This is a genomic window from Achromobacter sp. Root170 (assembly GCF_001428165.1).
Classification (GTDB): domain Bacteria; phylum Pseudomonadota; class Gammaproteobacteria; order Burkholderiales; family Burkholderiaceae_B; genus Achromobacter; species Achromobacter mucicolens.
In genome coordinates, this window is the sequence record NZ_LMHN01000016.1 from 226,217 (window position 1) to 247,582 (window position 21,366).

General features: G+C 68.9%; 22 protein-coding genes. 12 read left to right on the forward strand and 10 right to left on the reverse strand.

Going from position 1 to position 21,366, the window contains the following annotated elements; genetic code table 11:
- The first annotated feature begins 29 nt into the window (after positions 1-29).
- The 5 genes from ASD87_RS19065 to ASD87_RS19085 are packed head-to-tail and all read left to right on the forward strand — an operon-like array spanning position 30 to position 3,857.
- On the forward strand, positions 30-995 hold the full coding sequence (locus ASD87_RS19065; protein WP_142055961.1) for a tripartite tricarboxylate transporter substrate binding protein: 966 nt from the start codon (positions 30-32) through the stop codon (positions 993-995).
- Positions 996-1,014: 19 nt separating this feature from the next.
- The gene (locus tag ASD87_RS19070) at positions 1,015-1,659 is read left to right on the forward strand and encodes a flavin reductase family protein (protein WP_056325128.1); all 645 of its coding nucleotides are present in this window, start codon (positions 1,015-1,017) and stop codon (positions 1,657-1,659) included.
- Positions 1,660-1,697: 38 nt separating this feature from the next.
- Positions 1,698-2,312: a glutathione S-transferase family protein gene (locus ASD87_RS19075; protein WP_056325131.1), complete on the forward strand. Its 615-nt coding sequence runs from the start codon at positions 1,698-1,700 to the stop codon at positions 2,310-2,312.
- 13 nt (positions 2,313-2,325) lie between these two features.
- Complete coding sequence (locus tag ASD87_RS19080; protein ID WP_056325134.1) at positions 2,326-2,937, forward strand: carboxymuconolactone decarboxylase family protein; 612 nt, start codon at positions 2,326-2,328, stop codon at positions 2,935-2,937.
- Positions 2,934-3,857: an amidohydrolase gene (locus ASD87_RS19085; RefSeq protein ID WP_056325136.1), complete on the forward strand. Its 924-nt coding sequence runs from the start codon at positions 2,934-2,936 to the stop codon at positions 3,855-3,857. Before ASD87_RS19080 ends, ASD87_RS19085 begins: the two co-directional genes overlap by 4 nt.
- 64 nt (positions 3,858-3,921) lie before the next feature.
- Here ASD87_RS19085 and ASD87_RS19090 read toward each other — a convergent pair whose 3' ends face one another.
- From ASD87_RS19090 to ASD87_RS19120, 8 genes are all read right to left on the reverse strand, one after another.
- Complete coding sequence (locus ASD87_RS19090) at positions 3,922-4,884, reverse strand: LysR family transcriptional regulator (protein ID WP_056325137.1); 963 nt, start codon at positions 4,882-4,884, stop codon at positions 3,922-3,924.
- Positions 4,885-4,953: 69 nt separating this feature from the next.
- Positions 4,954-5,925, reverse strand: coding sequence for a tripartite tricarboxylate transporter substrate binding protein (locus ASD87_RS19095; RefSeq protein WP_056325140.1), 972 nt, complete (start codon positions 5,923-5,925; stop codon positions 4,954-4,956).
- A gap of 46 nt (positions 5,926-5,971) precedes the next feature.
- Entirely contained in the window at positions 5,972-8,323 is a 2,352-nt protein-coding gene (locus tag ASD87_RS19100) for an acyl-CoA dehydrogenase (RefSeq protein WP_056325142.1), read from the reverse strand.
- Positions 8,320-9,543 (reverse strand): CaiB/BaiF CoA-transferase family protein, encoded by a 1,224-nt coding sequence (locus ASD87_RS19105; RefSeq protein WP_056325145.1) that lies wholly within the window; start codon positions 9,541-9,543, stop codon positions 8,320-8,322. Before ASD87_RS19105 ends, ASD87_RS19100 begins: the two co-directional genes overlap by 4 nt.
- Before the next feature lie 11 nt (positions 9,544-9,554).
- A complete protein-coding gene (locus ASD87_RS19110) occupies positions 9,555-10,352 on the reverse strand; it encodes an enoyl-CoA hydratase/isomerase family protein (protein WP_369818566.1) in 798 nt (265 codons plus the stop codon).
- Between the two features lie 18 nt (positions 10,353-10,370).
- The gene (locus ASD87_RS19115) at positions 10,371-11,591 is read right to left on the reverse strand and encodes a CaiB/BaiF CoA-transferase family protein (protein ID WP_056325146.1); all 1,221 of its coding nucleotides are present in this window, start codon (positions 11,589-11,591) and stop codon (positions 10,371-10,373) included.
- A gap of 145 nt (positions 11,592-11,736) precedes the next feature.
- Positions 11,737-11,901, reverse strand: a complete 165-nt coding sequence (locus ASD87_RS27210) for a hypothetical protein (RefSeq protein ID WP_175234674.1) — start codon at positions 11,899-11,901, stop codon at positions 11,737-11,739.
- A 56-nt stretch (positions 11,902-11,957) separates the two neighbouring features.
- Positions 11,958-13,394 carry a M48 family metallopeptidase gene (locus ASD87_RS19120; RefSeq protein ID WP_235512756.1) on the reverse strand — a complete coding sequence of 479 codons (1,437 nt, stop codon included), beginning with the start codon at positions 13,392-13,394 and terminating at the stop codon, positions 11,958-11,960.
- Positions 13,395-13,574: 180 nt separating this feature from the next.
- Between ASD87_RS19120 and ASD87_RS19125 the strand changes: the two genes are divergently transcribed.
- The 7 genes from ASD87_RS19125 to ASD87_RS19155 all read left to right on the forward strand — a co-directional run bounded on the left by ASD87_RS19125 (position 13,575) and on the right by ASD87_RS19155 (position 20,117).
- Positions 13,575-14,006, forward strand: coding sequence for a hypothetical protein (locus ASD87_RS19125; RefSeq protein ID WP_056325150.1), 432 nt, complete (start codon positions 13,575-13,577; stop codon positions 14,004-14,006).
- Positions 14,007-14,048: 42 nt separating this feature from the next.
- Positions 14,049-14,747, forward strand: coding sequence for a glutathione binding-like protein (locus ASD87_RS19130; protein ID WP_056325154.1), 699 nt, complete (start codon positions 14,049-14,051; stop codon positions 14,745-14,747).
- A gap of 3 nt (positions 14,748-14,750) precedes the next feature.
- Positions 14,751-15,677, forward strand: a complete 927-nt coding sequence (locus tag ASD87_RS19135) for a LysR substrate-binding domain-containing protein (protein ID WP_056325157.1) — start codon at positions 14,751-14,753, stop codon at positions 15,675-15,677.
- Between the two features lie 77 nt (positions 15,678-15,754).
- Positions 15,755-17,170 (forward strand): FAD-dependent tricarballylate dehydrogenase TcuA, encoded by a 1,416-nt coding sequence (gene tcuA / locus ASD87_RS19140; RefSeq protein ID WP_056325160.1) that lies wholly within the window; start codon positions 15,755-15,757, stop codon positions 17,168-17,170.
- Positions 17,157-18,398, forward strand: coding sequence for a tricarballylate utilization 4Fe-4S protein TcuB (gene tcuB, locus ASD87_RS19145; protein WP_056325163.1), 1,242 nt, complete (start codon positions 17,157-17,159; stop codon positions 18,396-18,398). The genes tcuA and tcuB overlap by 14 nt, the downstream gene beginning before the upstream one ends.
- Positions 18,399-18,472: 74 nt before the next feature.
- On the forward strand, positions 18,473-19,450 hold the full coding sequence (locus ASD87_RS19150) for a tripartite tricarboxylate transporter substrate binding protein (protein ID WP_056325166.1): 978 nt from the start codon (positions 18,473-18,475) through the stop codon (positions 19,448-19,450).
- A gap of 85 nt (positions 19,451-19,535) precedes the next feature.
- On the forward strand, positions 19,536-20,117 hold the full coding sequence (locus ASD87_RS19155; protein WP_056325169.1) for a WG repeat-containing protein: 582 nt from the start codon (positions 19,536-19,538) through the stop codon (positions 20,115-20,117).
- 13 nt (positions 20,118-20,130) lie between these two features.
- On the opposite strand, the gene phbB is transcribed toward ASD87_RS19155, so the two are convergent.
- Positions 20,131-20,877, reverse strand: a complete 747-nt coding sequence (phbB, locus tag ASD87_RS19160; protein WP_056325172.1) for an acetoacetyl-CoA reductase — start codon at positions 20,875-20,877, stop codon at positions 20,131-20,133.
- Positions 20,867-21,325, reverse strand: coding sequence for a hypothetical protein (locus tag ASD87_RS19165; RefSeq protein WP_056325175.1), 459 nt, complete (start codon positions 21,323-21,325; stop codon positions 20,867-20,869). The genes phbB and ASD87_RS19165 overlap by 11 nt, the downstream gene beginning before the upstream one ends.
- Positions 21,326-21,366 lie beyond the last annotated feature (41 nt).

Consider the following 21,366-nt stretch of genomic DNA (forward strand, 5'->3'; position numbering starts at 1 on the left):
CTTTCACGAAAGGACCTTCCATGCCCTCGATGCTTCGAATCCTGCTGACGGCGGCGGCCGCGCTGTCCGCCGTCTCGCTGTCCGCGCCGGCCGCGGCGGCATATCCCGACCACCCCATCACGCTCATCAATCCTTACGCCGCCGGCGGTCCGGCCGACGTGGTGGCGCGCAGCCTGGCGCGCGCCCTGGAAAAGCGGCTGGGCCAGCCCGTCGTGGTCGAGAACAAGCCGGGCGGGGGCGCGTCCATCGGCACGGGCTTCGTGGCCCGCGCCAAGCCTGACGGCTACACGCTGCTGCTCGGCACGTCGGCCGGCCACGTCGTGACGCCGCTGATGCAGAAGACCACGTACGACGGCATCCAGGCCTTTGAATTCTGTTCGGTGGTGGCGGTGCAGCCCATCATGCTGGTCGTGAACCCGTCGCGCGGCATCAAGACGGTGCAGGCGCTGATCGCCCGCGCCAAGGCCGAGCCCGGCAAGCTGAGTTATGGCTCGGCCGGCGTGGGCGGCGCCACGCACCTGGGCGCCGAACTGTTCCAGCAGGCCGCGCACGTGCAGCTCAATCACATTCCCTATGCGGGCGCGTCGCCGGCGATCAATGACGCCGTCGGCGGACAGATCGACCTGGCCATGCTGAATCTGTCGGCCAGCCTGCCGTTCATCCGCCAGGGCCGGCTGGTGCCGCTGGCGTACGCGGCCAGCGAGCGCTCGCCGCTGCTGCCCGACGTGCCGACGCTGGACGAGGCCGGGGTGCCGGGCGCGCAGGCCGCTACGTGGTACAGCCTGGCTGCGCCCGCGGGCACCCCCGCGGACATCGTGCAGACGCTGAGCGATACCGTCCGGCGCGTGAACGACGATCCCGACTACCGCCGCGTGATGCAGGATCAGGCGATATCGTTGATGGCGTTGTCGCCCCAGGACGCCGGCGCTTATGTCCGCAAGGACCGCGCCGATATGCAGCGGCTGCTTGGCACGCTGGGGCTGCTGGCCAAATGACGATGAACCCTCCCGCGCCATGAACTTCGATTTCAGCAAACTGGCCTCGGCCGACGCCTTCAAGCTGCTTTCCAGCGTGGTCGTGCCGCGGCCCATCGCCTGGGTGGTCAGCCAGTCGCCGCAAGGCGCGCGCAACGCCGCGCCGTTCTCGTTCTTTAACGTGGTCAGCAGCGATCCGCCCATCGTCGCGCTGGGCATCGGCCCGCGCGGCGGCCAGTTGAAGGACACCTCGCGCAACATCCTGCAGACCGGGCAGTTCGTGATCAACCTGGTGTCGGCGGAGCTGGCCGAGCAGATGAACCACACCAGCCTGGATTACGACGCCGGCATCGATGAACTGGCGCGTGCCGGCCTGTCCACCGAGCCGTCCCTGATCGTGGCGCCGCCGCGCATCGCGCAAAGTCCCGCGGCGCTGGAGTGCGAGGTCTGGCAGGTGCTGGATGCCGCGCCGCAGCGCGTGATCGTGCTGGCGCGCGTTGTGGCGCTGTACCTGCGCGACGACGCCTTGCTCAATGCCGAAAGATTCTACGTGGACACGCCCGCGCTGCGCCTTCTAGGCCGCATGCACGGCGCGGGCTGGTACGCGCACACCAGCGATCTCTTTCAGATGCGCACGCCCGACGCGGCCAACGATCCCGCCGTGCGGCCCGCGCAGGGGCATTGAATGCCCGAGAAGACCTTGAACCCTTTTGGAGCCTGTCGATGAAACTGCATTGGTCGCCGCGATCGCCCTTCGTGCGCAAGGTGATGATCGTCATTCACGAGGCCGGCATCGAGGACCGCGTGACGCTCGTGCGCACGCCGGTCGCGATGGATAAGCCTAACCTGGACCTGGTGCCCGACAATCCGCTCATCAAGTTGCCGACGCTTGTGCTGGACGATGGCCAGCCGCTGTACGACTCGCGCGTCATCTGCGCCTACCTGGACGCGCTGACGGGCTGCGGCCTGTTGCCGGCCGACCCGCAGGCGCGCCTGACCGCCGAACGGCGCCAGGCGCTGGGCGACGGCTTTCTGGACGCGCTGCTGCTGTTCCGCCAGGAACGCAACAAGCCCGAGGCGCGGCAGACGCCCGCGTGGCTGGACGCCTTTGCGCTCAAGACCCGGGCGGTGCTGGCTGCGCTGGAGGCCGAAGCGCCCGCGCTGCAGGCAAGCCGCTTCGACCTGGGCCTGATCGCCATCGGCTGCGCGCTGTCGTACAAGGACTATCGTTTCCCGGATATCGCCTGGCGCGACGGCCACCCGGCGTTGGCGGCCTGGCACGCGCGGTTTGCCGCGCGCCCGTCCGTGATGCGCACGCAGCCCGACGAAACCCCGTAACGAGAGGACGAAGATGAGCCGTATCCCGCTGCCCACGCCAGACACCATGACCGACGACCAGAAGCGCGTGTACGAGAAGATCGTCTCCGGTCCGCGCGGACGCCTTGTCGGCCCCTTGCGCGCCGCGCTGCACAGCCCGGAACTGGCCGAGCGCTGGCAGGCGCTGGGCGCGTTGCTGCGCTTTGGCACCAGCCTGGCGCCACGCGTCAGCGAACTGGCCATTGTGGTGACGGCGCGCCGCTGGAACAGCCAGATCGAATGGCACATTCATGCGCAGGCGGCGCGCGCCGCCGGCATTTCGGACGCCGTGCTGGACGCGATCCAGGCCCGCGAAACGCCCGTGTTCGACAACGCCGACGATGCGGTGGTCTACGAGTTTGCGCGGCAGATCCAGGAGACTGGCCAGGTCGACCCCGACCTGTATGCGCAGGCCGTCGCGCGCTGGGACGCCGTGGGCGTGGTGGAACTGACCGCCGTGATCGGCTACTACACGATGGTGTCCATGACGCTGAACGCGCACGAGATCCCGATGCCCGACGACGCGCCGCCGCCGCTGGATACGCCGCGCCAGGCGGGCGCGCCGGTGCTGAGCCGGCTTGCGCCCCTGACCGGGAGCCAGCCATGAGCGCCGCCGCAAATCCCGCCGCAGGCGGGCAGGCCCGTGCCTATGTGCCGGACAGCGTGGAAACGCCCCGCATGCCGGTGACGCCGCGCCACGCCCTGCCGGCGGGCGCGTGCGACACGCATTGCCATGTCTTTGGTCCCTACGACCGTTTTCCCCTGCAGCATCCCTCGTCCTACGCCGCGCCGGACGCGCCGGCGTCGCGCTATCTGCGCATGCTGGACACGCTGGGCGCATCGCGCGGGGTGCTGGTGCAGCCGGCGCCCTATGGCACGAACCCGGATGCCTTGCTGGACGCGCTGCGCGAGGGAGCAGGCCGCCTGCGCGGGATCGCGGTGGCAGACCCGTCCGTCACGGATGCACAGCTGCAAGCCTTGCATGACGGCGGCGTGCGCGGCCTGCGCTTCGTCGAGGCGCGCGACCCCGCGGGAAACCTGTTTCCCGGCAGCGTGGGATTCGATCAGGTCGCGGCGCTTGCGCCGCGCATGAAACAGTTCGGCCTGCACGCGCAGCTGTGGGCGCCGTGCGATATCTATTTGCGCCATCTGCCCGAGCTGGCAAAGCTGGATTTGCCGCTGGTCATCGACCACCTCGGCAGCCTGGTGCCGGCGCGCGGCGAGGCCGATCCGGTGTTCCAGCTGCTGCGCGGGCTGCTGGCCGACGGCAGGATCTGGATGAAGCTGACGGTGTGCCGGGTGGGGGCCGCGCCCGATTATGAAAACGCGCGCTTCATCCACGATGCCTTCACTGCCGCCAATCCGGATCAGGTGCTGTGGGGATCGGACTGGCCCTTCGTGCGCATGGGGGCGGCGGCGCCGTCGGCCGACGCGCTGGTGGACCTGGCGCACGATTGGCTGGGCAACGACGCGCTGCGTAAGCAGGTCTGGGTGGACAACCCCGAGCGTCTGTACGGCTTCGCATAAATACAAGCGGGGGCGCTGAGCCCCCGCGCTGAACCCGCATCCTTAGCCCACTGGTGGACGCCGCTTACGGGCTGGCGTGCCAGACGCCTTCGCCGCCGATCTCGCGCACCAGCGCCTCGATCTGAGTGGCAACTTCCGTGACCGTGCGTCCGGGTCCCTTCGATCGCGAGAACGCCATCGAGATGATGCGGCTCATCGTGGGATCGCGCAGCGCGGCGATGCTCAGGCGTCCCTCCTGCACTTCCTGCCAGACGGCGTGCAGCGGCAGCACGGTGTACATCTTCTCGTGTTCGACGATGGACTTCATGAGCGGAAGCGAGTCGGCCTCGATCAGGGGCGCGATGGTGATCTTGCGCGCCCGCGCCAGGCCGTCCAGCGCGTTGCGCAGGCCATTGGGCGCGCCGGGCAGGATGAACGGCAGCCCGTCCAGCTGATCAAACGTCACTTCGCCGGCCTGCGTGCGCGCATCGCCCGCCGCGCCGACCAGATAAGAGTCCACGGACGCCAACGCCTGCTCGCCGGGCGGGCATTTGTCGCCGTAGCGGTACAGGATGGCGATGTCCACGCGGCTGTCGGTCAGCCATTCCTCGATCTGGCCGCTGGAGCCTTCCAGGATTTTCAGATGCACCTTGGGAAACTGCTGGCGCAGCCGCGAAAACAGCCGGCGGATAAGCGGGTGCGCTGTCGATGGCAACAGGCCCAGCGTGACCTCGCCGGCAGGTTCGCGGGCCTCGCCGTTCAGTTCCAGCTCAAGCCGTTCGGCGTCGCCCAGCAGCGTTTGCACCAGCGGGAACAGGCGCTCGCCCACTTCCGACAGGTTCACGCCGCGCCCGGTGCGGTTAAAGAGCCGCGCATTGCACTCGCGTTCCAGCGCATTGATGCGGCGGCTCAGCACCGACTGGTCCTGGTCCAGATACAGCGCCGCGCGCGTGATGCTGCCCAGTTCCGCGATGGCCAGGAAGGCCCGCCATTTGTGAAGGTCGGCGGTCAGGTCCAGGCTCAGGCCCGTGGCTTTTGCGGATGGCATGGTCGATGGCGCAGGTCGGCAGTCGGTGGAATCGGCATAAGCGTACGGCAAAAGCGCGCGGGCATGGCGTTATTGCAGACCCAGCTTGCCGCGCTTGATGACCTCGCCCCATTTCTTCGACTCCGCCTCCATCAGGGCGCGATAGGCGTCCGGCGACGTGGCGACGGGGATGGCGCCCTGGTCGATCATTTTCTGGCGCAGCGCCGGGTCGGCCAGCGACTTGGCGATCGCGTCCGACATCTTGTCCACGATGTCCTTGGGCGTGCCGGTGGGCGCGATGACGCCGTAGTTCGACTCCACGACGATGCCGGGAAAGCCGGCCTCCTTGGTGGTGGGCACGTCGGGCAGGCCCTCGAAGCGTTCGGGGCTGGCCACGGCCAGCGCGCGCAGCTTGCCGGCCTTGATGAAGCCCAGCGCGGCCGAGGCATCGCCGGGGAACATCTGCACCTCGTTGGACAGCAGCGCGGTCACCGCCGGCGCGGCGCCTTTGTAGGGCACGTGCATGATGTCGATGCCGGTCTGCTGCTTGAGCAGTTCGCCGCCCAGGTGCGGGGTGGTGACATTGCCGGCCGAGCCGTAGTTGTATTTGCCGGGATGCTTCTTGGCGCTGTCGACAAAGGCGGCCAGGGTGGTATCCGGCAACGACGGGTTGACCATGATCACTTGCGGAATGCGCGCGACCAGCGACACGTACTGGATCTTGGACACGTCGTACGGCACCTTCATGACGTGGGGCAGCCCGGTGATTGCGCCCGGCACGCCAAAGCCGAACGTGTTGCCGTCGGGCGTGGCGCGCACGGTGGCGTCCACGCCGATGGTGCCGCTGGCGCCGGCCTTGTTCTCGATCACGATGGTCTGGCCCAGGCGCTCGCCCAGCGACGGCGCAAGCAGGCGCGCCAGGTTGTCCACCGAGCCGCCGGGCGGGTAGGGCACGATCAGCCGGATCGGCTGGCTTGGCCACGGCTGGGCCGCGTGGGCGGCAGGCGCGGCGGCGCCGCCCAGGATCATTGCCGCCACCGCCAGTACGGTTGCTTTTTTCATGTGTCTCTCTCCGGTTGCGCCGGCTCGGGCCGGCGCGTTGTCATTGTCAGGCGCCCTGCAGGCCCAGAACCTGCTTGGCGTAGATGTTGCGCTGGATCTCGTTGGTGCCGCTGAAGATGGTGGCCGCGAGCGCGTTGACGTAAGGCGCCAGCGCCTGCACGCCGCCGTTGCCATAGCCCAGACGCATCGCCGCGCCGCCGTATTCCTCGGCGATCTGGATCAGCAGGGCGCCCAGCCGCTCGTGCGTCTCGGTGGCCCAGATCTTGAGCAGCGACAGTTCCGGCGGCAGCGGGCGGCCGGCCTTGGCCATGTCCGCAAACACGCGGTACATGGCGGTCAGGTCGGCGCTGTCCAGCCGCAACTCGGCCAGCCGGTCGGTGAACGCCGGGTCGGCCAGCAGGCCGCGCTGGCGCGCCAGGCTGAAGATCTGCTGCAGGGCGTGGCTGGCGTGCTTGGGGCTGCCGCTGAACAGGCGCTCAAACCCCAGCAGCGCCTTGGCGATGCCCCAGCCCGCGTTCAGTTCGCCGACCACGTTGGCGCGCGGCACGCGGACCTGGTCGAAGAAGACCTCGCAGAACTCCTCGTGGCCCGACAGCGTGCGGATCGGCCGGCGGCTGACGCCCGGGCTATTCAGGTCCACCAGCAGGAAGCTGATGCCGGCCTGTTTCTTCACGGTCTTGTCGGTGCGCACCAGCATGAACATATGCGTCGCGTCCTGCGCCAGCGTGGACCAGGTCTTCTGGCCGGTGACCACCAGTTCGTCGCCGTCGATCACCGCCTCGCAGCGCAGCGAGGCCAGGTCCGATCCAGCGTTTGGTTCCGAGTAGCCCTGCGCCCACACCGCCTCGCCGGACAGGATGCCCGGCAGAAACCGCGCGCGCTGCGCCTCGGTGCCGTAGCGGATGAGGATGGGACCCAGCATGACCAGGCCCTGGTCCGGCGCGCGCGCCACGCCGTAGCGTTCGGCTTCCTCGATGAACGCGATCTGCCGGGCGGGCGACAGCGCCATGCCGCCATGCTCGCGCGGCCACGACGGCGCAATCCAGCCTTGTCGCGACAAGGTGAAGTACCACGCCTTGATCTCGTCCCAATGCAGCCGCCACGGCACGTGCCGCAGGTGATCGGGGTAATGCGCGCGGAAGAACCGGCGCAGCAGCTTGCGGAACGCCGCTTCCGGCATGGCGTTCCAATCTGCGTCGCGCGGGAAATCGGTGGTGTCGTTGCCGTCGGCGGCATCCTCCGCCGTATCGTCCGTCTCCGGCGCCGGGTCGGCTGCCAGCACGCCATAACGCTGTCGATGCGCCGTGGCGTTGCCCAGCCAGGCGGCCAGGTGCAGGGCGCTGCGGAAATACAGGCTGACGTCGCATTCGTCGGTGTAGCCGATGGCGCCGTGCAGCTGGATGGCCAGTCGCGCCGCGTCGATGCCGGCGCGTGCGGCGCGGGCCTTGACCCGGCTGGCCGCCGCCTTGCGCGCCTTGACGTCGCCCGGCGCCGCGGCAAGGGCGTTCAACGCGTCCAGCAGGCTGTTGGACGCCAGCTCGACCTGCAGGGTCGCGTCCACCAGACGGTGCTGCAGCGCCTGGAACGACGAGAGCGTCTGGCCGAACTGCTTGCGCGTGTTCAGGTAGGCCACCGAATCGGCCAGCACCTGCCGCGCGATGCCCACAAGTTCCGCGGACTGCATCAGGCGGCCGTAGTCCAGCGCCTCGTCAACCGCGTCCAGCACGCCCTCGCGCGCCAGCAACGCCTCGCCGCCAACCACCGCGGACTCGATCGTCAGATGGCAGGCCGGTGAGCCGTCCGCGCGTTCGTGCGTCTGCACCGTGACGCCGGGCGTGCCGGCGGGCAGATGGAAGAGCGCAGACCCCGTTTCGCCATCGGCCGTGACAAGCCAGCCGTCCACGTCCGCGCCGGGAACGACGTGGCGCTTTTCGCCGTTCAGCACATAGGCGCCTTCGCGCGCGGTGAACGTGACGCCGAACGCCCCGGCGGATTCGCCGGCCTCAAGCTGCCCTTCGGTTTCCTGCCAGGCCAGGCCCACCACTTTTTCACCTGCGCACAAGGCTTGCAGCAACGCGTCGCGGGTAGCGGCATCGCCCGCCGGGGTGACGCGCGCCAGCAGCGCCGTGCTGAGCACGCCCGCCCCGACGAGCGGCTCGGGTAATTGGGCGCGACCCGCTTCCTCCAGCACGGCGGCCATGGCGTGCCAGCCCAGTCCCAGACCGCCCAGCGCTTCGGGCACGCTCATGCCCAGCCAGCCGACGGCGGCAATCTTTTGCCAGTACGCGCGATCGCCGCCCGGGGTGCGGCGCTTGCGTTGCCGCTGGTCGCGGCGCTGCAGAAAGTCGCGCGCGCTGTCGCGGATTTCCTCGATCAGTTCGTGGTCGGCGGCGCTCATACGATGCCCTCAGCCTGCAGTTGCGCGATCGCCGCGTCGGTCAGACCCAGCTCGGCGCGCAGGACGTCGGCCGTGTGCTCGCCCAGCATGGGGGGCGGCAATCCCAGTGCGATGGGCGTGCCGGAAAAATGAATGGGATTGCGCACAACCGGCATGCGGCCCAGCGCCGGATGCGTCACGCTGCCCAGCACTTGGCGATGCCGCACCTGCGGATCCTCGAAGACCTGATCCATGGTGTAGATCGGGCCGCACGGCACATTGGCAGCTGCCAGCGCCTGGTTCCAGTCCGCCACCGTGCGCGCCAGCATCGCCGGCTCGATCTGGCGGGACAGGTCGGCCTGCGCCGCGGCGCGCTTGGGGTTGGTGTCAAAGCGCGGGTCGGTGGCCAGGTCGGGCAGGCCGATCACGTTGCAGAAGCTGCGGAACTGCGAGTCGTTGCCCACCGCCACCATCAGATGCCCATCGCGGCACTCGAAGGCGCGGAACGGCGCGGTGATCTGCGAGGCCGATCCCATGCGGGCGGGCAGCTGGCCGCTGGCCAGGTAGTTCATGCCGATGTGCGAGATGGCCGCGATCTGCGCGTCCAGCAGCGCCAGGTCGATGTGCTGGCCCACGCCGGAGATCTGGTCGCGGTGCCGCAGCGCGGCAAGAATGGCCGCCACCGCATAAAAGCCCGCGGTCAGGTCCGACACGGAATAACCCGCCTTGACCGGTCCCGCCCCGGGCTCGCCGTCCGGCACGCCGGTCACGCTCATCAGGCCGCTCATCGACTGGAAGATCGGATCGTAGCCCGGCAGATGGCTGTAGGGCCCGGTCTGGCCAAAGCCGGTGATCGAGCAATACACCAGCCGCGGATTCAGTTCCGACAGCGAGGCATAGTCCAGCCCGTAGCGCTTCAGGTCGCCCGCCTTGAAGTTCTCGATGACGATGTCGGCCTTCTGCGCAAGCTGGCGCACCAGCGCCTGGCCTTCGGGCCGCGAGATATCGAGCGTCACGGATTTCTTGCCGCGGTTCATCGCGACGAACGAAGAAGTCTCCCGGCTGGGCTTGCCGTCGCGGTCCGGCATGGGATAGCCCTGGTGCCGCACGTCGTCGCCGCGGCCGGGGCGCTCCACCTTGATGACCTCGGCGCCGAAGTCGGCCAGCATCTGCGCAGCCCACGGCCCGGAAAACACGCGGCTCAGGTCCAGGACCTTCACGCCTTCCAATGCACTGGTCATGGCGGCTCCCGTTATTTGCCCTGGAACACCGGCGCGCGCTTTTCCAGGAAGGCGCGGCGCGCCTCCTGCGCGTCCTCGGTCTTGGCGATGGCCGCCGTCATGTCCTGTTCGTAGCGGTAGCCGTCGCGCAGGCTCATGTCTTCGATGGCGTTGAGCGTCTGCTTGGCCAGCACGGACGCCAGCGGGCTCTTGCTGGCCAGCTCGCGCGCCAGTTCCATTGCGCGGTCCATCAGTGCTTCAGCAGGGACGCTGGCCTCGACGATGCCCAGCCGGTAGAGTTCGTCGCCGTCCACGCGCAGACCCGTCAGCATCATGCGGCGCAGACGCGAATGGCCAAAGAGCCGCATGCCGTGGCGGCCGCCGCCCAGCAGTCCGACGTTGATTTCCGGCAGACCCACGACTGCGGTGGAGGCGGCGATCAGGATGTCGCACGAGGCCACGATGGCCAGCCCCGCGCCCAGCGCCGGGCCGTTGATTGCGCCCACCACGGGCTTGGCGCACTCGCGGATCGCATGAAAGCATTCCCGCGTGCGGCGCGAGTGTTGCGGCAGGTCGCCCGGCCCCTTGATGGTGGCCGCGCGGTTCTTCAGGTCGGCGCCCGCGCAGAACGTCTTGCCCTGGCCCGACAGCACCACTGCACGCACCTCGGGCGTTTCCGAGATGCGGTCCAGCACCCAGGACAGCTCGTTCATCATCTCGGTGCTGAGCGCGTTGACGGGCGGGTTGGCCAGCAGGATGGTGGCAACGCCGTCGGCGATCGCGACGTCCAGCGCCGTGTAGGGCCCGGCCAGGTTCTCCGGCATGCTCATGTCTCTCTCCTTTGTTGTTCAGATGATCTTGCGGTCGCGATAGTCCTGGATCTGCTCGGCGGACAGGCCCAGTTCGGCCAGCACGTCGGCGGTGTGCTGGCCCAGCAGCGGCGGCGCGGCATCGGCGCGCAGGGCCGAGCTGCCGAATCGCAGCGGGTTCATCACCTGCGGCACCGAGCCGGCGGCCGGATGCGGCAGGCGGCGCAGCATGCCGCGGTGCACGACCTGCGGGTCTTCGAAGACCTCGGGCACGGTATTGATCGACCCCGCCGGCACGCCCGCCTTTTTCAGCGCGGCCAGCCAGTGGGCACGCGGCTGGCTGGCGAAGATGGCGTCCAGCACGGGATCCAGCGTGTCCTGATTGCGCACGCGCTGACTGTTGGTGATGTAGCGCGGGTCCTGCGCCAGTTCGGGCTTGCCCAGCATCTCGCACAGCGTGGCGAACTGCCCGTCGTTGCCCACCACGATGACGATGTCGCCGTCGGCGCAGGCAAACGTGCGCTGCGGCTGGATGTTCGGGTGCGCGGTGCCGGTGCGGCGCGGCACCTTGTTGCCCAGCAGGAAGTTCATGGCCTGGTTGGCCAGCAGGCCCACCTGCACGTCCAGCATGGCGACGTCGATGTACTCGCCCTTGCCGGTCTGCGCGCGGCGCAACAGCGCGGCCACGATGCCCAGCGCGGCGTACACGCCGGTGGTCAGGTCCACGATCGGCACGCCCACCTTCTGGGGGCCGCCGCCGGGGCGGTCGTCGCGTTCGCCCGTGACGCTCATCAGGCCGCCCATCGCCTGGATCAGGAAGTCGTACGCGGGTTCGGCGGCGCGCGGTCCGGTCTGGCCGAAACCGGTCACCGAGCAATACACCAGGCGCGGATTGATCTTGGACAGCGACTCGTAGTCCAGCCCCATGCGCGCCAGCGTGCCGACCTTGTAGTTCTCCAGCACCACGTCCGCGTCGCGGCACAGGTCCTTGACCAGCGCCTGGCCTTCGGGCGTCTGCAGGTCCAGCGTGATGGAGCGCTTGCCGCGGTTGGTGGCAATGAAATAGGCGCCGTCCCGGGTGTCCTGGCCGTCTTCATCCTTCAGGAACGGCGGGCCCCAGGTGCGCGTGTCGTCGCCCTGGCCTGGCCGCTCGACCTTGATGACGTCAGCGCCCAGGTCGGCCAGGATCTGGCTGGCCCACGGACCGGCCAGGATGCGGCTCAGGTCCAGCACTTTGAGATTCGATAACAGCGGCTGCAAAGCCTTCTCCTTGACTGCGGTATGTGCAGGCAGTCTAGGAGTTGGCGGGCGCCGCGGGAGGGGCCCGCGGGCGCAAAGCTGTTATGCGGTTCGGGCCGTCACGGCGGCGGCAGGGGGGCCTGCACGCCGGGCGGGTGCGGCGGCGTCAGCGGCCGGTATCGGGATAGTTGGGCCCCGCGTCACGGAAGCCGCCGGTGCTGTAGGGATTGATCGCGCCGGGGTGGGGCGGTCCGCCGGGGCCAGTGCCGCAGCCGGCAAGGAGCAGTGCGGCGGCAACGAGAGAAAGCAGGCGCGTCGGGAAGGATTTCATAAAGGTCTCCTGCGGCTGCCCCTCAGCAGGCGCGTTACTCGCAGCGTATGGGCGGATTATAGGCCTGCCGTCTTCGCCTTGATCCGCGGTTTCGCGCAGCGTGCGCGATAGCCGTTCACCGCATCGGAATCCGCGGGCAGGAAGTACGGGTGCGGGTATCCCGCCTCCCGCAAGGCGGCGTGCATGCGCACGCCCCACACGCATTCGCGCTGCGCCTCGTCCCACAGCCGTGTGGCCTGGTCCGGTTGTCCGCTACGCCACAGCGCAAGGCCGTAGTCGGCCACCATCTCCTCGTCTCGCGGCAGGTCGCGGTACGCCGTGTGCATCAGGCGCAGGCCATCGGCGGTCTGCCCGCGCAAGGCCAAAATCCACCCCAGCGTGCCCTGGTTGTACGGACGCGGGCCGACGCGGTCGAGCGAGCGGCGGGCCTGCTCCTCGGCTTGCGGCAGGTAGTCCGGGAAGTCCGCCAGGTAATAGGCCGTGTTGTTCGCCAGGTCCACCGCGCCGGCGGCACGCGCCCCGCGTTTGCCGGCCGCACTGTCCTGCAGCACGTTCGACTCCTGCAACACCAGATCCGGCATGCCCAGCAGGCGCGCCACTTCCAGCCGCTTGCGCCGCTCGCCCGGGTCGACGGGCTTGAACATGTCCGGAAATGGCCCCTGGCGCGCCTGCAGCAGCCAATGGCGCGCCAGGCCGGGCTGGCCGGCGGCCAGCAGCAGCCGCGCCAGGTCCAGCTTCTGGTCGGCGCTGCGGGTGCAGCGCATGCCGTCGATCAGGGCGCGGGCGCCCTCGGCGTCGTTCCGGGCGAACGCGCGGTTGACGGCGTCCAGCTCGGCAAAGCACGGCCCGTCGCGCGTGACCTGCGCGTCGATGTGCAGCGAGATCGCACCGGCCGGCACGTCGTGGCTGAAGTAGGCCGTCGCGCCCTGGCGGTTGGTGTAGCCCAGGTCCACCCAGGCTTCGCCCCAGCGCTGGCGCATGGTCATGATGTACGGCCAGCCGGGCAAGGGCTCGGGGGAGCCGCTGCTGTGCAGCTGAAAGAAGTGGCCCCACGGGCCATCGCCGATGCGGCGGATCAGGGTGAAGTCGTCCTCCGCGTGCGGCAGCGTCGTCCGGATCGGCGCCGTGCGTCCCTCGCCATCGGTGACGCCGTGCAGGATGCCGTCGCCGGAAGGCGTATCGAGGATGGCGTCGTCCTTGCCGGTGACGAAGGCGCGGTACGGCGTGTTGGGCGCGGGGGCGGCGCGCTTGCCGTCCCACAGCGTCAGCGTCAGGCTGCGCGTGGTGCGCAGGGTGTCGGCCGCCGGCGACGCCGGGGTGCCGGATACCGCTTGCGCGGTGTTCTGGCCCGCGGCGTGCGCGGCCGGACCGGTCAGCCACGCTGCGGCGGCCAGGCATGACGCCGCGGCCCCCATGCGCCAATCTGCGCGGGCCGGGATGAGGCGGCGATGGAAAGTGGCGGGTTGTCCGGAACGTTGCTGCGGGTGCTTCATGGAGACTGCCAGTGGCGCCGGGCGCGGCGGGCGCCACGGCGGTATGGGGTGACCTGCGGGGCAGGGCGCCGCCTTGCGGGCGCGAGGCGGATTGTGCATCACAAACCCGTTCCACGCCCCGGCCAGCGCTCGGCAGGAACGTATGGCATCCTCCCGCCACGCCTTTGCCGCCATCCGCTCATGCCCAAACTCCTAGCGCGAACCCTCGACCTGCTTCTCCTGTCCTTCGCCGCCGCGCTGTTCGGCGCTTGCCTGACCTCCGTGCTGACGACCGGCGCCTATGGCTGGGTCGTCCCCGTCGCGCCTTACCTGTACGGCGTGCGCGACTTCTACGCCGAGGCCGTCCTGGCCGGGCTGGCGGGCGTCATCGTACTGATCCTGGCCGAGCGCCCGGCCCGGCTGCGGCGATCCCCCCCCTGGCGCCTGCTGGCGACCTTTGCCGCGGCCCTCGTTGCCCTGTATCTGGCGCCGCCGTCGCCGCAGGTGTTTGGCAACACCTGGGCTCCCGGCGAGGCGACACGCGAGCTGTTCCTGGCGCAATGGCCCATGGTGCTGCCCATTGCGGTGGCGGCAACCGCGCTGCGGTGGGGATTGCACCGGGTTTTGCGCTAGGATTGTCGTCACCCAACCCCGCCTGCCCCGGAGAAACCCCGCATGTCCTCCCTAGACGACTTTGCCATCACCAAGAAGTGGCCCGCCCAGCACCCCGACCGCATCCAGCTTTATTCGCTGCCGACGCCCAACGGCGTGAAGGCGTCGATCATGCTGGAAGAGACGGGTCTGCCCTACGAGGTCCACCGTGTCGCCTTCGATACCAAGGATCAGTTCACGCCCGAGTTCCTGTCGCTCAGCCCGAACAACAAGATTCCGGCCATCCTCGACCCGAACGGGCCGGACGGCAAGCCGCTTGGCCTGTTCGAGTCCGGCGCGATCCTGGTGTACCTGGCCAGCAAGGCCGGCCAGTTCATTCCTGCCGACGCGGCCGGACGCTTTGAAACGCTGCAATGGGTGATGTTCCAGATGGGCGGCATCGGACCGATGTTCGGCCAGTTGGGCTTTTTCCATCGGTTCGCGGGCAAGGACTACGAGGACAAGCGGCCGCGCGACCGGTACGTCGACGAGTCCAAGCGCCTGCTGACGGTGCTGGACCAGCGCCTGCAAGGGCGCGACTGGGTGATGGGCGACCAGTACACCATCGCCGATATCGCGATCTTTCCCTGGGTGCGCAACCTGGTGGGGTTCTACGACGCCGGCGATCTCGTCGGCTTTTCGTCGTTCAAGAACGTCGCGCGCGTGCTGGACGCATTCGTTGCGCGCCCGGCGGTCGCCAAGGGACTGACCATCCCGGGCTGACCCATGGAACTGCGCCAGCTTCGTTATTTTGTGCGGGTGGTCGAGGCAGGCAGCATCGGCCGGGCGGCCATGTCGATCGGCATGGTCACCTCGGCGCTCAGCCAGCAGATCAGCCGCCTTGAAGGCGAGCTCTCCACGCGCCTCTTGCAGCGCAGCGCCAGCGGCGTCGTGCCCACGGACGCGGGGCTGGCGTTCTTCCGGCAGGCGCAGCTGGCCCTGCGCCACGCCGACGACGCCGTCCAGGCGGCCCAGCAGGCGCGGCTGGCGGGCCACGTCAGCGTCGGCCTGCCGTCCACCACGGCCGCCGTGCTGGGGGCGCCGTTCCTGCAGGCCATGAACGAGCGCTACCCCGATATCCGGCTGCACCTGGTCGAGGCGCTGTCCGGGCATCTGACCGACATGCTCAACGGCCGCCTGCTGGACCTGGCCATCGTGTTCCACGCCGAATCCGCGCGCCGCTGGAGCGTGATGCCGCTGCTGGACGAACCCTTGTTCCTGTTCGCCCGGCCCGACATGCCCGGCGTGCCGTTTGGCGACACGACGCGGCTGGAGGCGATTGCCGACCTGCCGCTGGTGCTGCCCAGCGGCCGCCACGGCCTGCGGGCGTTGGTCAACAATGCGTTCCAGCAACTGGGGCACACGCCCCGGGTGGTGGCCGAGGTCGACGGCCTGTCGCTGCTCATGGACGTGGTGCGGCAGGGCGGCGCGGCCACGATCCAGCCCAGCTCGGCCACCGCGCGCATCGCGCCCGGCCAGTTGCAGATGGCGCGCATCGACGATGCCCACCTGTTTCGTTCGAACCTGCTGGCCAGCCTGTCCGACGAGGAACTGTCGCCCGCGGCGCTGGCCGCCCGCCTGGTCATGGCCGATGTCTCTCGCACCCTGGCGCGGGAGGGCAAGTGGGCGGTGGTGACTCTTCACGAATCGTGAACACCCGTTGACGCCCGCCTGCTATCGCAGCGGCGCGCCCCTGCGTAGAGTCTGCCCCTTGAACTGGGGAAGATGGCATGGTTGACGTCTTGGTGATTGGTGGGGGCAATGCGGCGCTGTGCGCGGCCCTGATGGCGCGCGAAGCCGGCGCCAGCGTGCTGCTGCTGGAAGCGGCGCCAAAGGAATGGCGGGGCGGAAACTCGCAGCACACGCGCAACCTGCGCTGCATGCACGATGCGCCGCAGGACGTGCTGATCGACGCGTATCCCGAAGAAGAATACTGGCAGGACCTGCTCAAGGTGACGGGCGGGCAGACCAACGAACACCTGGCTCGGCTGGTCATCCGCGAATCCTCCACCTGCCGCGACTGGATGCGCCGTCACGGCGTGAACTTCCAGCCGCCGCTGTCGGGCGCGCTGCACGTGGCCCGCACCAATGCGTTCTTCATGGGCGGCGGCAAGGCGCTGGTCAACGCCTATTACCGCAGCGCCGAAGCGCTGGGCGTACAGGTCCGCTACAACGCGCCGGTCGATTCGCTAGAGCTGGACAACGGCCGCTTCGTGGCCGCGCGCATCGGCGCCGAACGCATCGAGGCCCGCGCCTGTGTGCTGGCCGCGGGCGGCTTCGAGTCCAACCGCGAATGGCTGCGCGAGGCTTGGGGCCAGAACGAGCGCGGCGAATGGCCGGCCGACAACTTCCTGATCCGCGGCACGCGCTTCAACATGGGCGTGCTGCTCAAGTTCATGCTGGACGCCGGCGCCGACGGCATCGGCGATCCTTCGCAATCGCACTGCGTGGCGATCGACGCCCGCGCGCCGCTGTACGACGGCGGCATCTGCACGCGCATCGATTGCGTGTCGCTGGGTGTGGTCGTCAACCGCGACGCCGAGCGCTTCTACGACGAAGGCGAGGACTTCTGGCCCAAGCGCTACGCGATCTGGGGCCGCCTGACCGCCATGCAGCCCGGCCAGATCGCCTATTCCATCATCGACGCCAAGGCGATCGGCCGCTTCATGCCGCCCGTGTTTCCGGGCGTGAAAGCCGACACGCTGCCCGAACTGGCCGAAAAGCTGGGCCTGGATCCGGCCACCTTCGCCAAGACCATCGGCGACTACAACGCCGCGTGCCGCGTGGGCAAGTTCGACCACACGGCGCTGGACGATTGCCATACCGAAGGCGTGACGCCCGCCAAGACGCACTGGGCGCGCCCAATCGACACTGCGCCGTTCTACGGCTACGCGCTGCGTCCCGGCATCACCTTTACGTACCTGGGCCTGAAGGTGGACGACACCGCCGCGGTCCGGTTCAACGACACGCCCAGCGACAACCTCTTTGTCGCCGGCGAAATGATGGCCGGCAACGTGCTGGGCAAGGGCTATACCGCCGGGGTGGGCATGTCCATCGGCACGGCATTTGGCCGCATTGCCGGCACCCGCGCCGCGGCGGCGGCGCTCAGCCAGAAACATGCGGGAGCACACCATGAAGCAGCTTGAAGCCCTGGCCCGCGAGGCGCAGTCCTTTTCCAGCAGTCAGACGGGTTCAATGCCTGCCCAGCCCGCGGCCCCGGCCGAGCAGCCGGTGCGCTTTCATGCCCGGGGCGCCAGGCCGCTGACCGAAACGCTGACCGGCGACGAAACCGAAGTGTCGCGCGTCATGCAGATCTGCAACGCCTGCCGCTACTGCGAAGGCTTCTGCGCGGTGTTTCCCGCCATGACCCGCCGCCTGGAATTCGGCAAGGCGGACCTGAACTACCTGGCCAACCTGTGCCACAACTGCGGCGCCTGTCTGCACGCGTGCCAGTACGCGCCGCCTCACGAATTCGCCGTCAACGTGCCGCAAGCCATGGCCAAGGTGCGGATGCAGACGTACACCGATTACGCTTGGCCCGCCGCGCTGGGCACGCTGTACAAGCGCAATGGCCTGGCGCTGTCGCTGGCCACGGCCGCAGGTCTGGCGCTGTTCCTGGTGCTGGCGGTGGTGATGGCGGGCGGCCTTTTCCATGAGCCGATGGCCGGCAACTTCTACGCCGTCTTTCCGCACAACACGCTGGCGTTGATGTTCGGCGTGGTGTTCGGCTTTTCGATGCTGGCGCTGGCGGTGGGGGTGACCCGCTTCTGGCGCAACGTCAGCCCGGGGGCGGCCTCCGGCGCGGCGGTGGCCGAGGCGGCACACGACGCGCTGCGGCTGCGCTATCTGGACGGCGGCCATGGCAAGGGCTGCAACAACGCCGACGATGCCTTCACGCTGTGGCGCCGGCGGTTCCACCATTTCACCTTCTACGGTTTCATGCTGTGCTTTGCGGCCACCTGTGTCGCCACGCTGTACCACTATCTGCTGGGCCAGCAGGCGCCGTATCCGATCCTGAGCGCGCCCGTGCTGCTGGGCACCGCGGGCGGCATTGGCCTTCTGATCGGGCCGGCCGGCTTGCTGTGGCTGAACGTCAAGCGCCATCCGCTGCAGGGCGACGCGGCGCAAAAGCCGATGGACCGTGGCTTCATCGTGCTGCTGTTCCTGACCAGCGCGACGGGCCTGGCGCTCTTGGCCGGCCGCGACGGCAGCGCAATGGCGCTGCTGCTGGCGATCCACCTGGGCGTCGTGATGGCGCTGTTTCTGACCTTGCCCTACGGCAAGTTCGCGCATGGCATCTACCGCTCGGCCGCGCTCTTGAAGTGGTCCATCGAGAAACGCCAGCCCAACAAGCTGCAGCTCGGTTCGGACTGACCGGACCGGCCTTATCGCCAGCCTGACGGCGCCCGCACGAGGCGCCGCAGCCGGCCACAACCCTGGAGACATCAATGTTCCGCACTCGTTTGCTGGCGCGCTGCGCGCTGGCCGCCTGTCTGACGCCCGCCCTGCCTGCGGCGATGGCGCAAACCTATCCCGCCAAGCCGATCACGCTGGTCGTGCCCCATTCGGCCGGCGGCACGTCCGACATTCTGGCGCGCACCGTCGCTGCCGAAGCCGCCAAGACGCTGGGCCAGACCATCGTGATCGACAACAAGGGCGGCGCCAACGGCACCATCGCCGCCAAGCAGGTGGCCTCGTCCGCGCCGGACGGCTACACGCTGCTGCTGGCCACCGCCAGCACGCACGGCATCAACCCGTCGCTTTATTCGCGCATTTCCTACGACGCGGTCAAGGACTTCACGCCCGTCACGCTGCTGGCCACCGTGCCGAACGTGCTGGTCGTCGGTCCCAACGTCAAGGCCGCCAACGTGCAGGAACTCATCGCCTTCATCCGGTCGCAAGGCGACAAGACCAACATGGGCTCGGCAGGCGCGGGCACGCCGGGGCATCTGGCCGGCGAGATGTTCAAGAGCGAAGCCAAGCTCCAGTTCACGCACGTGCCCTACAAGGGCGGCAGCCCCGCCATCACGGATCTCATCGGCGGGCAGATCGATTTCATGTTCACCACCATTCCGGGCGTGCTGCCGCACGTGAAGGCAGGATCGCTGCGTGCCCTGGCCGTGACCTCGCCGGAGCGCTCGTCCGCGATGCCCGACGTGCCGACGATGGCCGAGTCCGGCCTGCCCGGCTTCCAGGCGGTGTCCTGGCACGGCATCGTCGCGCCGGCCGGCACGCCGGACGCGGTGGTGGCGCGGCTGAACCAGGCGCTGACCGGCGCGCTGGCGGCGCCCGAGGTCAAGCAGCGGTTGATGGAAGAGGGCGCGCGCGCCTCCGGCGTGAACACGGCGGAATTCGGCAAGTTCATCCAGACCGAGATGGCGGCCTGGGCCAAGGCGGTCAAGGATTCGGGCGCCACGGCCAACTGAAGGGCAGGGCGGTCCCCGCGGGCCGCCTTTTTCTGGACGGCGAGCATGCCGATCGGCACGCGGGCGCCATGCTAGGATGCCCCGCATGCTGATCGCCGCCCTGCTCACCTCGCTGGCCCTCACCCCGGGCCACGCCGTTGAATATGACGTCGCGTGCTTCTTTGCGGACAGGCAGGCGCAAGGCTCGCTGGAACACGTCGAGCACTGCGCCCGCGCCACGAAGGACAGCGTCGAATTCCGGCCCGCCGTGCTGGCGCGCATGGATTTCGGCGACGATGGCCTGTCGCCCGCCACGGCCAACGGCTCGTGGCACTGGGTGCGGCCCGACGGACGCGCCGTGGCCGTGGTCACGTTCGACAACAGCGCCGACGACTTCGAGGAAGGCCTCACCCGCGGGCCTTGGGCCGGCGGCATGGCCTACTACGACAAGCAGCTCAACCGCGTGCTGGCCACGCCCTACGATTGGGTCGACCGCTTCGAAGGCGGTTTGGCCGCGGTCTGCAAGGGCTGCCGCATCGAGCGCACGCGCGACGGCGAACACAGCTTCGTGACGGGCGGAGAATGGGGCGCCATCGACCGCCAGGGCCGGCTGGCGCTGCCCATGCGGCCGGACGCGATCTCGTTGCGGGCGCAGATGCAGGCGCAGCGCAAGGCGCCGGGACGCTGAGAGAACGGCCGCATCAATACATATGCTGGCCGCCATTCATGGCCACGTTGCTGCCCGTCATGAAACCGGCCGCATCGCTGCAGATGAACGCGACGAGCGCGGCGATTTCATCGGGTTCGCCCAGCCGCCCCACCGGGATCTGCGGCAGGATCTTTTCCTGCATGACTTCCGGCGGCACGGCCTGCACCATCCGCGTGGCCAGATAGCCGGGCGACACCGTGTTCACCGTCACGCCCTTGCGGGCCATTTCCAGCGCCAGCGACTTCGTGAACCCATGAATGCCCGCCTTCGACGCAGCGTAGTTGGTCTGCCCGAATGCGCCCTTGCTGCCGTTCACCGACGAGATGTTGACGATGCGGCCCCAGCCCCGATCCGCCATCGGACCGCACAGCGGCTGGGTCATGTTGAACATGGAATCCAGATTGCTGTGCATGACGTCCGCCCAATCCTGCGCGCTCATCTTGCGCAGGCTCGCGTCGCGCGTGATGCCCGCGTTGTTCACCAGGATGTCGATCTGGCGGCCGTCCTCTTCGAGTCGCCGGGCCAGCGCCTGGCAGGCGTCGAAGTCCGCCACGTCCACCTTGTACGAGGAAAAGGTTCGGCCTTTCGCCGCTTCTTCCTTGATCCAGCCGCGCGTGGCGGCCTCGCTGGAATGGTAGGTGACGATGACGTCGTGGCCCGCGTCGTGCAGCGCCACGGCGATGGCGCGGCCCAGGCATCCGGTGCCGCCCGTGATGAGCGCGGTGCGCTTAGAGGTCATGGCGGCCTCCTTGCTGGTTGGCGTCCTGCATGGCGGCGCAGGCGGCCGCCATCTGCTTGGTCATCACGGACCACATCTGCGCGAGCGGTGAATTGTCGGCAGCCGCGCCGTTGGCCTGCTTGAACCATTCGCACATCGCTTCGCCCACGCCGGCGGCCAAGGTGGCCTGCTCCTGCAGCGCCGCGTGCGTGAGGGCCTGGCTGGCTTCCAGCTGGGTCTGCCAGCGCTTGCGCGCGAGTTCGCCCATGGCGGGCATGGCGTCCTGCCAGTTGGCGGTGGGGGGCAAGGGGGAAAGGGCGGCAAGGCCGGAGCTGTCGCTGGCCAGCCGCTGGCCCATTTCGAGCCAGCGCTGCTGGCTTTCCTGCGCAAGCTGGGCCAGGCGCTGGCAGAAGGCGACGTTGGCGCCGGTCAGGCCATCGGGCAGGGAGGCATTTGCTTTCTTCATCATCCGTCCTTTTATGAAAGTGGTAAGGGGAAACGAATACACAC

Bases quoted from the DNA above. Each gene is read 5' to 3' on its own strand.
- ASD87_RS19065 (WP_142055961.1), top strand. From the start codon at position 30: ATGCTTCGAATCCTGCTGACGGCGGCGGCCGCGCTGTCCGCCGTCTCG.
- ASD87_RS19070 (WP_056325128.1), top strand. From the start codon at position 1,015: ATGAACTTCGATTTCAGCAAACTGGCCTCGGCCGACGCCTTCAAGCTG.
- ASD87_RS19075 (WP_056325131.1), top strand. From the start codon at position 1,698: ATGAAACTGCATTGGTCGCCGCGATCGCCCTTCGTGCGCAAGGTGATG.
- ASD87_RS19080 (WP_056325134.1), top strand. From the start codon at position 2,326: ATGAGCCGTATCCCGCTGCCCACGCCAGACACCATGACCGACGACCAG.
- ASD87_RS19085 (WP_056325136.1), top strand. From the start codon at position 2,934: ATGAGCGCCGCCGCAAATCCCGCCGCAGGCGGGCAGGCCCGTGCCTAT.
- ASD87_RS19090 (WP_056325137.1), bottom strand. From the start codon at position 4,884: ATGCCATCCGCAAAAGCCACGGGCCTGAGCCTGGACCTGACCGCCGAC.
- ASD87_RS19095 (WP_056325140.1), bottom strand. From the start codon at position 5,925: ATGAAAAAAGCAACCGTACTGGCGGTGGCGGCAATGATCCTGGGCGGC.
- ASD87_RS19100 (WP_056325142.1), bottom strand. From the start codon at position 8,323: ATGAGCGCCGCCGACCACGAACTGATCGAGGAAATCCGCGACAGCGCG.
- ASD87_RS19105 (WP_056325145.1), bottom strand. From the start codon at position 9,543: ATGACCAGTGCATTGGAAGGCGTGAAGGTCCTGGACCTGAGCCGCGTG.
- ASD87_RS19110 (WP_369818566.1), bottom strand. From the start codon at position 10,352: ATGAGCATGCCGGAGAACCTGGCCGGGCCCTACACGGCGCTGGACGTC.
- ASD87_RS27210 (WP_175234674.1), bottom strand. From the start codon at position 11,901: ATGAAATCCTTCCCGACGCGCCTGCTTTCTCTCGTTGCCGCCGCACTG.
- ASD87_RS19120 (WP_235512756.1), bottom strand. From the start codon at position 13,394: ATGAAGCACCCGCAGCAACGTTCCGGACAACCCGCCACTTTCCATCGC.
- ASD87_RS19125 (WP_056325150.1), top strand. From the start codon at position 13,575: ATGCCCAAACTCCTAGCGCGAACCCTCGACCTGCTTCTCCTGTCCTTC.
- ASD87_RS19130 (WP_056325154.1), top strand. From the start codon at position 14,049: ATGTCCTCCCTAGACGACTTTGCCATCACCAAGAAGTGGCCCGCCCAG.
- ASD87_RS19135 (WP_056325157.1), top strand. From the start codon at position 14,751: ATGGAACTGCGCCAGCTTCGTTATTTTGTGCGGGTGGTCGAGGCAGGC.
- tcuA (WP_056325160.1), top strand. From the start codon at position 15,755: ATGGTTGACGTCTTGGTGATTGGTGGGGGCAATGCGGCGCTGTGCGCG.
- tcuB (WP_056325163.1), top strand. From the start codon at position 17,157: ATGAAGCAGCTTGAAGCCCTGGCCCGCGAGGCGCAGTCCTTTTCCAGC.
- ASD87_RS19150 (WP_056325166.1), top strand. From the start codon at position 18,473: ATGTTCCGCACTCGTTTGCTGGCGCGCTGCGCGCTGGCCGCCTGTCTG.
- ASD87_RS19155 (WP_056325169.1), top strand. From the start codon at position 19,536: ATGCTGATCGCCGCCCTGCTCACCTCGCTGGCCCTCACCCCGGGCCAC.
- phbB (WP_056325172.1), bottom strand. From the start codon at position 20,877: ATGACCTCTAAGCGCACCGCGCTCATCACGGGCGGCACCGGATGCCTG.
- ASD87_RS19165 (WP_056325175.1), bottom strand. From the start codon at position 21,325: ATGATGAAGAAAGCAAATGCCTCCCTGCCCGATGGCCTGACCGGCGCC.